Annotated in this window: 10 protein-coding genes; 7 read left to right on the top strand and 3 right to left on the bottom strand. The window is 72.5% G+C overall.

The window, feature by feature from the left end:
* Window positions 1-36 precede the first annotated feature (36 nt).
* From AOK17_RS28025 to fabG, 5 genes are read left to right on the top strand one after another with little or no spacing between them, the layout of a single operon-like run.
* Complete coding sequence (locus AOK17_RS28025; protein WP_055615342.1) at window positions 37-963, top strand: NAD-dependent epimerase/dehydratase family protein; 927 nt, start codon at window positions 37-39, stop codon at window positions 961-963.
* Window positions 960-2,819 carry an FAD/NAD(P)-binding protein gene (locus AOK17_RS28020; RefSeq protein WP_055615341.1) on the top strand — a complete coding sequence of 620 codons (1,860 nt, stop codon included), beginning with the start codon at window positions 960-962 and terminating at the stop codon, window positions 2,817-2,819. The genes AOK17_RS28025 and AOK17_RS28020 overlap by 4 nt, the downstream gene beginning before the upstream one ends.
* Before the next feature lie 5 nt (window positions 2,820-2,824).
* Window positions 2,825-4,249, top strand: coding sequence for a nitrosuccinate lyase (locus AOK17_RS28015; protein WP_055615345.1), 1,425 nt, complete (start codon window positions 2,825-2,827; stop codon window positions 4,247-4,249).
* Window positions 4,246-5,970: an MFS transporter gene (locus tag AOK17_RS28010; RefSeq protein WP_157881411.1), complete on the top strand. Its 1,725-nt coding sequence runs from the start codon at window positions 4,246-4,248 to the stop codon at window positions 5,968-5,970. The genes AOK17_RS28015 and AOK17_RS28010 overlap by 4 nt, the downstream gene beginning before the upstream one ends.
* The gene (gene fabG / locus AOK17_RS28005; protein WP_055615340.1) at window positions 5,852-6,571 is read left to right on the top strand and encodes a 3-oxoacyl-ACP reductase FabG; all 720 of its coding nucleotides are present in this window, start codon (window positions 5,852-5,854) and stop codon (window positions 6,569-6,571) included. The genes AOK17_RS28010 and fabG overlap by 119 nt, the downstream gene beginning before the upstream one ends.
* Window positions 6,572-6,717: 146 nt before the next feature.
* Here fabG and AOK17_RS28000 read toward each other — a convergent pair whose 3' ends face one another.
* The 3 genes from AOK17_RS28000 to AOK17_RS27990 all read right to left on the bottom strand — a co-directional run bounded on the left by AOK17_RS28000 (window position 6,718) and on the right by AOK17_RS27990 (window position 9,810).
* The gene (locus tag AOK17_RS28000; RefSeq protein WP_055615344.1) at window positions 6,718-8,514 is read right to left on the bottom strand and encodes a lysyl oxidase family protein; all 1,797 of its coding nucleotides are present in this window, start codon (window positions 8,512-8,514) and stop codon (window positions 6,718-6,720) included.
* A gap of 220 nt (window positions 8,515-8,734) precedes the next feature.
* Window positions 8,735-9,535, bottom strand: a complete 801-nt coding sequence (locus AOK17_RS27995; RefSeq protein ID WP_063997301.1) for a polysaccharide deacetylase family protein — start codon at window positions 9,533-9,535, stop codon at window positions 8,735-8,737.
* The gene (locus AOK17_RS27990; RefSeq protein WP_055615339.1) at window positions 9,532-9,810 is read right to left on the bottom strand and encodes a hypothetical protein; all 279 of its coding nucleotides are present in this window, start codon (window positions 9,808-9,810) and stop codon (window positions 9,532-9,534) included. Before AOK17_RS27990 ends, AOK17_RS27995 begins: the two co-directional genes overlap by 4 nt.
* A 170-nt stretch (window positions 9,811-9,980) precedes the next feature.
* On the opposite strand from AOK17_RS27990, the gene AOK17_RS27985 reads away from it, so the two are divergent.
* Both AOK17_RS27985 and AOK17_RS27980 read left to right on the top strand, forming a co-directional pair.
* Window positions 9,981-11,441, top strand: coding sequence for a sensor histidine kinase (locus AOK17_RS27985; protein WP_425424643.1), 1,461 nt, complete (start codon window positions 9,981-9,983; stop codon window positions 11,439-11,441).
* Window positions 11,429-11,970: response regulator (locus tag AOK17_RS27980; RefSeq protein ID WP_055615337.1), on the top strand; the 542-nt coding region annotated here is incomplete at its 3' end. The genes AOK17_RS27985 and AOK17_RS27980, both read left to right, overlap by 13 nt.

The raw sequence follows: 11,970 nt of genomic DNA, 5'->3' as shown, positions 1-11,970 counted from the left end.
GCCCCCGCCTCCTCCCCCGCCACGGAGGGCTGAGCCGTGCGCGTACTTGTCGCCGGGGCCACCGGAGTGGTCGGACATCCGCTGGTGGGAGCGTTGCGGGCGCGGGGTCATGAAGTGAGCGCGCTGGTACGGGAGGAGTCGCGGGCCCGGGCTCCGGAGGCGGACGCGGTCGTGGTCACCGACGCCCTGGACCGGGACGGCCTGCTGGCCGCGGTGTCGGCCGCCCGGCCCGAGGTGGTCGTCCACCAGATGACGGCCTTGCGGCTGCTGCCCGCCGACCCCGTGGAGGCCTTCGCGCTGACCGCGCGGCTGCGGACCGAGGGGACCGCCCATCTCGTCGCGGCGGCCCGTGCGGCCGGTGCGCGGCGGCTGGTCGCGCAGTCCGTCGCCTTCGCCGCCGCCCCGGCCGGGGACCCGGTCCTCGACGAGGACGCGCCGCTGTACGTGGACGCCCCGGACGCCGGTTGGGCCGCCACCGTACGGGCCGTCGCCGAGCTGGAGCGGCAGGTCCTGGGAGGGGGACCGGACCTCGCGGGCGTGGTGCTGCGGTACGGCACCCTGTACGGGCCCGGGACCGCGTACGCCCGTATCGGCGGGACCGGCCAACGGGTGTTGACCGGGAAGTTCCCGCTGCCCGGGGGCGGGTCCGGGATCACCTCGTTCGTGCATGTGGTGGACGCCGTGGGGGCGGCCGTGGCGGCGGTCGAGTCGGAGGCCACCGGCGTCTTCCACGTGACCGACGACGATCCGGCCCCGGCCGCTCAGTGGCTGCCGCACTTCGCCCGCACGCTGGGCGGCCCGCCCCCGCGCCCGATTCCGGCGGCGCTGGCGCCCCGGCTCCTCGGCTGGTTCATGACGCATCAGCTCACCGCGGCGCGGGGCGCGGCGAACGACCGGGCCCGTACGGAACTGGGCTGGAAGCCGCTGCGGCCGAGCTGGCGCGACGGGCTGGGCCGGGAATGACCGGCCCCGGTGACGCCATCAGCCTGTGCGTGATCGGCGCCGGTCCTCGCGGTCTCTCGGTCCTGGAGCGGATCTGCGCCAACGCGGGCCCGGCCGCCCGGCCGGTCACGGTCCACCTCGTCGACCCGTACCCGCCGGGCGCGGGCGCGGTGTGGCGTACCGACCAGCCGCCCGAACTGCTGATGAACACGGTCGCCTCCCAGGTGACCCTGTTCACCGACGACAGCGTGGACTGCGCGGGGCCGTCGGTGCCGGGGCCGAGCCTGTACGACTGGGCGCGCACCCTGGACCCCGGGGCGTACCCGGACCGGGTCCTGGAGGAGGCGCGGCGGCTCGGCCCGGACACCTATCCGACCCGCGCCTTCCACGGCCACTACCTGGAGTGGGTCTTCCGGCATCTCTTACGCACCGCCCCTCCCGGGGTGACGGTCCACACGCACCGGGCGACCGCGGTCGCGCTCGCGGACACCCCGGACGGGCGGCAGACGGTGACCCTGGCGGGTGGCGATCAACTGCCCGCGCTGGACTCGGTGGTGCTGGCGCTCGGCCACGGCGACCTGACCCCGAGCCCGGAGGAGCGGGCGCTGAGCTCCTTCGCCGACCGGCACGGCTCGCTCTACGTGCGGCCCGCCAACCCTGCCGACGCCGACCTGAGCGGGATCGCGCCGGGAGCGCCCGTCGCCCTGCGCGGCCTGGGGCTGAACTTCTTCGACTGCGTGGCGCTGCTCACCGAGGGCAGGGGCGGCACCTTCAAGGAGAGCCAGTCGGGCCTGGTGTACCTCCCGAGCGGCAACGAGCCCGTGCTGTACGCCGGTTCGCGGCGCGGAGTCCCGTACCACGCACGCGGTGAGAACGAGAAGGGCGCGCTCGGCCGCCACCACCCCCGCTTCCTGACCCCCGAGGTCATCGCCGGGCTGCGGCGGCGCGCGGACGACGGACACCCGGTCAGCTTCCGCGGCGAGATCTGGCCACTGATCGACCGCGAGGTACGGGCCGTCTACGACGAGGCGTGGACCGCCCGGTACGGAGTGCCGCCCGCCGAGCCATGGGACTGGCGGCGGATCGAACGCCCTTACGGCGAGCGGGACTTCACCGGCCGCGACGACTTCCGGCACTGGCTGCTGGAGTATCTGCGGCGGGATGTCGCCGAGGCCCGGCTGGGCAATGTGAGCGGGCCGGTGAAGGCCGCGCTGGACGCCCTGCGGGACCTGCGCAACGAGATCCGGCTCGTGGTCGACCACGGCGGGGTGTCCGGCGCGTCCTACGGGGCCGAACTGGACGGCTGGTACACGCCGTTGAACGCCTACACGTCGATCGGCCCGCCGGCCTTCCGCATCGAGCAGTTGATCGCGCTCATCGAGGCCGAGGTGGTGCATGTGCTCGGCCCGGGGATGCGCGTACGGCCCTCCGCGCGCGACGGCGGCTTCCTCGTGGACGCCGAGCAGGTGCCCGAACCCCCGGTGCTGGTCCGCGCGCTCGTCGAGGCGCGGCTGCCCGTCGTCGATCTGCGGCGGAGCGCCGATCCCCTGCTGCGGGGGCTGCTGGCGGCCGGTGACTGCGTCCCGTACCGGCTGGGCGGCAGGGAGACGGGCGGGCTCGCGGTGACCAGGAACCCGCCCCGGCTGGTGGACGCGGCCGGCCGGGCGCACCCGCGCCGGTTCGCCTTCGGCGTGCCGACGGAGGGCGTGCGCTGGGTGACGGCGGTCGGCATCCGGCCGGGCGTCGGCTCGGTGACGCTGGAGGACTCGGACGCGATCGCGCGGGCGGCGCTGATGCTGCGGGATGCCGAAATGCCACTACCTGCAACCAATGTGACGGTACGTCATATCTCAGGCGAAGGAAGTCGAGGAGCGTGAACGTGATGTCCGTGGGTACCGACGCGGGCCTGCTCGCCCCCACCTGGGCGGGTACGCCCGCCGCCGCCGAAGTGACCGACGAGGCGTGGCTGCAGGCCATGCTGGACGCCGAAGTGGCCCTGGCCCGGGCCCAGTACGCGGTCGGGCTGACCCCCGCCGCCGCGGTACGGGCGATCGCCTCGGTGGCCCGCGCGGACCGGCTGGACCTGGTCGCCCTGGCCCACGCGGCCCGGGCCGCGGCCAACCCGGTGGTCGCGCTGGTGACGGCGTTCACCGAGGTGGTCGCCGCCAAGGACCCGGCCGCCGCCGAGTACGTACACCGGGGGTCGACCAGCCAGGACATCCTCGACTCGGCGGCGATGCTGGTCGCCCGCCGGGTGCTCGGTCTGGTCGCCGTCGACCTGGAACGCACCGGCGCCGCACTGGCCGCGCTGGCCGACGCCCACCGCCACACCGTCCTCGCCGGTCGCACCCTGGCCCAGCACGCCGTACCCACCACCTTCGGCCTCAAGGCGGCGGGCTGGCTCCAGTTGGTCGGCGACGCCCTGGTCCGGGTGCGGGCGGTCGCGTCCGCGCTCCCGGCCCAGTTGGGGGGAGCGGCCGGGACGCTCGCCGCGTACCGCGAGTATGCCCTGCTGGACCGTGGGCAGGGCGGGGACCCGGTCGGTGACGAGGGCGGAGTCGAGTTGCTCCGTCCCTTCGCCGAGGCGCTGGGGCTGGCCGAGCCGGTGCTGCCGTGGCACACCGTGCGTACGCCCGTCGCGGAGGTGGGGGCGGTGCTCCAGCTGGTCACCGGGGCGCTCGGCAAGTTCGCGCTCGACGTGCAGACCCTGTCCCGTACCGAGATCGGGGAGGTGTCCGAGCCCGCGGCCACCGGACGCGGGGCCTCCTCGGCGATGCCGCAGAAGCGCAACCCCGCGCTGGCCACGCTGATCGTGTCGGCCGCCCGTCAGGTGCCCGCGCATGCCCTCGTACTGGCCCAGTGTCTGCTGGCCGAGGACGAGCGGCCCGCCGGGGCGTGGCACGCCGAATGGCAGCCGCTGCGGGAGGCGTTGCGGCTCGCGGGCGGGGCCGCGCACACCGCCGTCGAGCTCGCCGAGGGGCTGGTCGTCCACCCGGAGCGGATGCTGGCCAACCTCGGACTGACCGGGGGCGCCCTCGTGACCGAGCGGCTGACGGTGGTGCTGGCCCCGGCGTTCGGAAAGGTGCGGGCGAAGAAGCTGCTGACGGCCGCGTCGGCCGAGGCGGCCGGCACCGGGCGCCCGCTGGCCGAGGTGCTGGCCCAACACCCCGAACTTTCGGCCGTGTTCACCCCGGCCCGGCTGTCGGCACTGCTCGACCCGGCCCAGTACACGGGCGCGGCCGACGCACTGGTCGACCGGGCGCTGGACAGATTCGCGGAGCTCGACGAGAAGGGAGGCAGCCGATGACCGCCGTGAGCCGGGCGGAGGGCGCGGAGGACGCAGGGGAGAAGGCCGTCCCGTCCCGGTCCTGGCCGGTCCTGCTGGTCGTGGTCTGCGCCCAGATGCTGATCTGGCTGGACACCTCGGTGCTCAACGTCGCTGTCACCACGCTCGCCGACCCGGTGGACGGCCTGGGCGCGACCCCCGCGGAACTGGAGTGGGTGGCGAGCGCCTACACCCTGGTCTTCGCCGGCACGCTCTTCGCGGGCGGCGCGCTGGCCGACCGCTTCGGCCCCCGGAACACCCTCCTCGCGGGGCTCGCGCTGTTCGGCGCCGCCTCCGGCGCGGGCGCCTTCGCCACCAGCCCCGCCTGGCTGATCGTGGCGCGTGCCGTCATGGGCGCGGGAAGCGCGCTGCTGATGCCCGCGACCCTGTCGGTCATCGTGCAGAGCACTCCGGAGGAGAAACGCACCCGGGCGATCGCGATCTGGAGCTCCTCCAGCGGTCTCGGGGTGGCCGTCGGCCCGGTCGTGGGCGGGGCGCTGCTGAGCCACTTCTGGTGGGGTTCGGTGTTCCTGGTCAACGTGCCGATCGTGGCCCTGTGCCTGGCCGGAGTGGTGGCCGTCGTACCGGAGTTGAAGGCCCCCCGGCGCAGGGTGCTCGATCTGCCGGGTCTCGCCCTGTCTGTGCTCGGTCTCGGCGGCGTGGTCTTCGGGATCATCGAACTCGGCAACGGGCAGGTCTGGTACGGCCCGTACGTGCTGCTCCCGCTCCTCCTCGGCAGCGCGCTGCTCGCCCTCTTCGTGGCCGGTCAGCGCAGGTCGCCCGCGCCCAGCCTGGACGTACGGCTCTTCCGGCAGCCCGGGTTCGCGGCCGGGAGCGTGGTGCTGCTGATCGCGTTCATGGCGCTGGCCGGGCATCTCTTCTACGCGGCCTTCTACTTGCAGGGGCCTCGCGGGCTCTCCCCCGCCGACGCAGGAACGGTCATGATCGCCGCGGCGGTCGGCATCGTCCTGGGCAGTCAGGCGTCCCCCGCGCTGAGCCGGCTGCTCTCGGCCCGGTGGACGGTCGCGGCCGGGGTCCTGGCCACGGCTGCCACGTACGTCGGCTATCTGTGGTTCGACGGACGGACCCCGATCGTGACCGTCGCCGCGCTGCTGTGGGTGCAGGGCTTCGGGATGGGCCTGGTCGGTACGCCGGTCACGGCCGTGATGATGAGCGGGGTGCCGCCGCATCTCGCGGGCGCCGGGTCGGCCGTCAACAGCGTCACCCGGCAGGTGGGCGGGACGCTCGGCGTGGCGATGACCGGTTCGATCCTCTCCGGGGTGTACCGGGAGCGGATGGCGGACGCCGAACTGCCGGGCGGGGCAAGGGGATTGACGCCGGACGCCGAGGAGCAGGCCCGCACCTCCGCCGAGGCGGCCCGCTCCCTGGCCGGTTCACTGCGGCTGCCCGAACTGGCGGCCACCGCCGACCGCGCCTTCCTCGACGCCATGTACGCGGCCACGTTCTGGACCGCCGTACTGGCCCTCGTCGGATTCGCCGTGGGTGTCGTGGGACTGCGGACCCGGAACGTCAGCAGCGGAAGTGGCGGAAGCAGTAGAAGCAGGAAGGGAAATGGAGTCGACGATGGAACAGGCGACGGGCCGGTCGGTCTTCGTGACCGGGGGGAACCGGGGGATCGGGCTGGCCACGGCCCGCCGCTTCGCGGCGGCGGGGGACCGGGTCACGGTGACGTATCGCGGTGAGGAGCCGCCGCCCGCGTCCGCGGAACTCCTCGCCGTACGCTGTGACGTGACGGACAGTCAGCAGGTGGACCTGGCCTTCAAGGTGGCGGAGGCGGCCCACGGTCCGGTCACCGTCCTGGTCGCCAACGCGGGCACCACCCAGGACCGGCTGCTGGTGCGGATGACGGAGGAGGACTTCACCTCCGTCGTCGACACCAACCTCACGGGAGCCTTCCGGGTGGTCCGGCGGGCGGTGCGCGGAATGCTGGGCGCGGGCCACGGACGTATCGTGCTGATCTCCTCGACGGCGGCGCTGCACGGAGCCGCCGGACAGACCAACTACGCGGCGTCGAAGGCGGGCCTGGTCGGCTTCGCCCGGTCGCTGACCCACGAACTCGGCCCCCGGGACATCACCTGCAACGTGGTGGCGCCCGGCCTGACCGAGACGGACATGAGTCGCGCCCTCACCGAGGAGCAGCGCGCGAACCTGCTCCGGCAGACCCCGGCGGGCCGGCTCGCCCGCCCGGAGGAGGTCGCCGACGCGGTGGCGTTCCTGGTCGGCGCGGGGTACGTGCGCGGCGCGGTGATTCCGGTGGACGGGGGTGCGGGGCTGGGGCACTGAGTCCCCGTCCCCCTACCGCCCGCGGCGCCGCTGCCGCTGCAGGGGACGACCGCAGCCCCTGCTGTCCCCGTACCGCAACCCTTGGCCCAGCGCCGAAGCGCCGGGGCCAAGAGCCGCTCAGGGAAGGGCAGTTGAGGTACCGGCGGTTACGGGGCGTTGATCAGGTCGTGCGGCGGGACCGTCACGGTGCGGGCGCCCGGCTCACCGGCCAGGACGACCTTGCGCAGCGCGACGTTGTTCTTGGTGTTCGTCTCCTGGAGGCGGTTCTCCGGGTTGGCGATCACCTGGATGTAGTACGTGCCGTTCGGCAGGTCGGTGATGTCGAAGGACTGGCCGGGACGGTACTGGGTGTACGTGTCGCCGGAGCCGACGTCGAGGACCTCACGGACGGAGATCGAGTTCTGCTGACCGCAGGCGGTCGACAGGTCGGTGTTCTCCGGGTGCCAGTTGGCGTTCTTCACCGTGTAGTCGACGGCGTCGGTGTTGGCCAGGCAGAACGCCTCCTTGCCGCTGCGCACCTCCTTGGTCTGGTCCTCGCTCAGCAGCCGGTAACTGGCGAAGTCCGTGAAGTGCCAGTGCTCGTGGCCCTCCCGCGGGTCCCACTCCATGGTGCCGCTGGGCGTGTACCCGACCTGCTTGCCGTCGGCGTCGTAGAAGTACTGGTAGGAGTCCATCAGGTCCTTGCCCGGACTGCGGAAGCCGTCCACGACGAGCGGCGCGGGACCCGCGTTCCAGACGTTGGCGCTGAAGGCGAGGTAGTCCTTGCCCGGGGCGTCGCCGTCCTCGCCGTCGGTGACGGCGATGTCCCAGGCGGGCAGTGAACGCAGGTCGGGCTTGGGCACGTCGGCCGGGACACCGGCGCGGCCGGTGGGCCGCTCAGCGGCCGGCTTCAGCGCGGGCGCGATGCGCGAGCCGTCGGTGTGTCCGGGTCCGTCGCCCAAGTGGTGGGCCAGGCCGCGGTCTTCGAGCGCGTGGGAGAGCGCGGGCGGGGTGGGTGCGTCGGCGCCGCGGGGGCCGTAGTGGTGGGCGGCGGCAGCGGCTGCCGCGGCGGGGTCGTTGGCGGTCTGTGTGTCGTGCCCGGCTCCGTGCCCGGCTCCGTTCCCGCCTCCGTGGTGGGCGGATGACGCGGAGGACCGCGAGGCGGCGGCTCCGGCTCCCTCCCCGCCTTCACCGTCCGAGCGGACCGTCACCTTGATGGTGTGCTGGTCGTCGGGGATACCGAACAGGTCGCGGTACTCCTTGGCCACCCCGACCTTGGCGGTGTACTCACCCACCGGCAGGTCCACCGGCTTGTCGTAGTCGATCGAGCTGGTGTTGGACGCCCAGCCCTTCTCGACGCCCCACACCGAGCCCAGCGTGAAGGGATTGGTGGGACAGCTCTGCGGATACTTCGAGGTCGCCGGGGCGTCCGGACGGATCCGCCCCGAGGCGTTGTTCGGACAGAAGGTCCCCTTGGTGGCCGACACCTCCTCGCCCGCCGCGTTCTTGATCGACACGTCGATGAAGCCGGCCAGCCCGGTGAAGTCCTTCACCAGCCCTGCGGGCAGCGTCTTCGTCTTCGCCTTCGTACTGGTTCCGTCGCGGAGTATCTGCTGGGCGACGACCGGGTCCTTGTACGACTTCCGGGTCACCTTGAATTCCAAGGGCGCGTCGTCGACCGAGAGGTACGTGCCGAGGTCCAGGAAGACGCCGGAGGCGCCGTCCCACTCGTAGCGGTCCAGCGTCACGGAGTTCGACGCGGCGATCAGTTTGAGCTTCGGCTTGCCCGCCGTGTTCTCCTGCGCGGCCCCGGCGCCGGGAGCGGCTCCGGCTCCCGCGACGACGACGGTGAGCGCGGCTCCCGCCGCGAACGTCGCACGCTGTAAGCGGGTACGGCTTCCCTGACTGTTCTGACTGTTCTGACTGCTCTTGCTGGTCATCGATTCCTCGTCTGCGAGTGCCATGGTCAGTGGCATCGGACTGGGCGGCCCACAGCCGACCGGGCCGGTGCAGAGGCATGAAGCCGCGCAGGCACGGGCCGTACGGTCCGGACGCACCCCCGCGCGCCCGGCGCCGATCTGTGATCAAGCTGCTGTGAGCAACCTGTGAGAGAGGCAAATGCGGTGCGTGGGTTGCCTGTTGGGAGCAAGCTCGGGGAAATGGCGTCAGGACCGGTGTGTGCCGTCAGGGCCGATAGATGGTCCCGGGCTCCGGTGACGCGGGCGCCAGGAGCTGGGAGACCGTCACGATGGTGTAGCCGCGTCGGCGCAGGGAGTCGATGATGCCCGGCACGGCCGGAACGGTCCCCTTGTAGCGGTCGTGCAGCAGGATGATCCCGTCGCGCCGCGTCTGGTCCAGTACCCGCCGGGTGATCAGTGCGGTGTCCGTCGTGGCGTAGTCCTTGGCCGTGACGCTCCACAGGACCTGGGCCAGGCCCAGCTTCCTCATCACGGCCGACACGTCGTCGCCGGTCCGCCCCTGCGGGGGCCGCATCAGGACCGGGGCGCGGCCCGTGATGCGCCGCACATCGTCCTGCACGGGCTTCATTTCCGCCTCGATCTCCTCGGCGCTCAATTCCGTGAGAACTTTGTGGGACCAGGTGTGGTTAGCTATCTCGTGGCCTTCCCTGGACATCCGCAGAACCGTGTCCGGATAGGTGTCCGTGTGCCCCTTTCCTTGAAGGAAGAAAGTCGCGTGCACTTTCTTCTCCTTCAGGATGTCGAGGAGTTTCGGGGTGGGTTCGCTCGGGCCGCCGTCAAAGGTGAGCGCGACGCACTTCGCAACCGTGCAGTCGGGGCTGTCACCGCCGCTCTGCCGCGCTCCGGATTCCTCGGCGGCTTCCCGGGCGTCGTGCGGGGCCTTCACTCCGTGGAGGGTGGCGCACCCGCCGGTCAGGAAGAGCGAGACGCCGGTCGCGAGCGTGACAGCGGCCCGGAAGAACGGCTTTCGGACCCACTTTCCGTGCCGCTTCGGGGGCCGCGTCACCGCACATCAGTGGCCTGTGCGGCCTTCGCGCCCTGCGTGCCCCGCGGGTTCTGCCGCCCTCGCCGGTGGGCGGTGAAGGCGACGGTCACGAGGATCGCGCCGACGACCACCGAGAGCACGTCACGCGCGCCGGGAAAGGCCCAGAACACGGCGCCCAGCAGGGCCCACACCCGGTCCAGCAGCGGGAGTCCGCCGAGCGCCAGGAGCAGCAGCCCCGCGACACCGCACAGCAGCGTCGTCGAATTGACGGTCCCTGTCTGGTTCTTTGTTTCCATGCCGTCGACCGTAGAAATCGACAGGGAGATGGTAATCAGCAAAAAGAATACGAAGCGCCTGGCCAAATGAACAGATCGAACCGATACCAACGAACAGGGCGCACCTATACTTTGGTATAGGAATTCGCCGCCGGTTCCCGCTCACGGGGATCCATGGGTACGGTCTCTCCGTGAGAGATATCAGACAGGCCTGGCGTGGCCGTCCCTGGCTCGCGGAACTGACCGTGGCCACGGCCGCCGTCGCGCTGACCGTGCTCGTGGCCAGGGCACAGCAGTCGGGCCTGTCCGTATATCCGCAGATCGGCGGAGGCGCCCCGGGAAGCCTCTTCGAGGAGGTAGTGCCGTTTCACTGGGTGCTCACGGGAATCAGCGGCATCCAGCCCTTCGCCTGGGCGCACACGGGATCCGAAAGCCTCGTACCCCTGCTCGCCTGTGCCGCACTGGGGCTGCGGCGGCGCCACCCCGCCGGGCTGGCGGTCGCCCTGATCCTCCTCAGCACCGGCTGGCCGGTGGTGGTGCCCCTGCTGATCGCCCTGTTCACCGTCGCCACGATGCGCCCGGCCCGTACGACCTGGGCGGTCACCGCAGGCGCGCTCGTCCCGGTGCCCGTGGCCCTTCTGCTCGCCCCGTATCCCCCCGGGCCGCTCAACCTGGCGACCACGGTGTCGGCCGTCACCCTGGTCGCGGGTGCCGTCGGCTGGGGTCTGGTCGTCGTGGGCCTGCGGGAACGGGCGGTCCGCGCGGAGACGGACGCGACGCTGCGGACCGAGCAGGCACGGCAGCAGGCGCGGCAGCATGCCCGGGAGGAGATCGCCCGGGAGATGCACGACGTGCTCGCGCACCGGCTGTCGCTGCTGTCCATGCACGCGGGCGCGCTGGAGTACGCCCCGGGGGCGCCGCCGGAACAGCTCGCCGAGGCCGTGGGCGTGATCCGGCACAGCGCCACCCGGGCCCTGGAGGACCTGCAGGACGTACTGAAGGTCCTGCGGGCCCCCGTGGTGGGCGACCACACCGAACCGCCCCAGCCCACGCACGCGGATGTGGCCCAGCTGATCGAGGAGTCCCGCGCCGCGGGCGTCGAGCTCCACCTCCGGCAACGGGTCGACAACTCGGTCACCATGTCACCGGCGCTGGCCCGCACGGCCTACCGCCTGCTGCAGGAGGCCCTGACCAACCACCGCAAGCACGCCCCCGGCGCCCCGGTGACCCTCACCCTTGAGGGCGGCCCGGAGACCGGACTGACCATCCGGGTGACGAACCCACTGGAGCGGGTGGGGGCTGCCGGCCGGGGACGGGACTTGGCGCGGAGCCCGGTACAGGACTCGGCGCAGGGCCAGGGACGGGACTCGGCGCAGGATCCCGGGGAGGGTTTGGCGCGGGATCCCGCGGAGAGTTCGGCGCAGGCTTCGGCGCAGGGCTCCGTACCGAACCCTGAACCCGGCCCCGCACCAAACCCTGTATCGAGCCCCGCACCGAACCCCGTACCTAGCCCGGCGCCAAACCCCGTACCGGGCTCCGGGCAGGGCCTCATCGGCATGCGGGAACGCGTCGACCTCGCAGGTGGCCGCCTGCGACACCGCACCACACCCACCGACTTCCACCTCGACGTCTGGCTCCCATGGACGGCCTGACCCCCCGGCCGGACGGCCCGTTCCCCCGGATCCGTCTGCTCGTCGTCGACGACGACCCCCTCGTACGCGCCGGGCTGCGTCTCATGCTGTCGGCGGCCGACGACATCGACGTCGTGGCGGAGGCGGCCGACGGAGCCGACGTGCGCGGGCTCGTGGACGAGTACCGTCCGGATCTCGTCCTCATGGACATCCGCATGCCGAGGATGGACGGTCTCGCGGCCACGGCGGCGCTCCGACAGCGGCCTCGGCCTCCGCAGGTGCTGATCCTGACCACCTTCACCACCGACAGCTACGTACTGCAGGCCCTGCGCGCCGGAGCGGCGGGGTACGTCCTCAAGCACACGCCCCCGGCCCAGATCGTGGCGGCCGTGCGCAACGTCATGGCGGGAGAACCCGTACTGTCCTCGGCCGCGGTGAGGCAGCTGATCGACACCGTGACCGACCCCGCGGGCGTCCCCGGCCCCTCCCGCCACGAGGAACGGGAGAAGGCCCAGGCGATGCTGGACCGGCTCGGCGCCCGGGAGCGGGA

It is taken from the genome of Streptomyces phaeochromogenes (assembly GCF_001418655.1).
Lineage (GTDB): Bacteria > Actinomycetota > Actinomycetes > Streptomycetales > Streptomycetaceae > Streptomyces > Streptomyces phaeochromogenes.
This window is presented reverse-complemented; position numbering and strand designations above follow the sequence as displayed.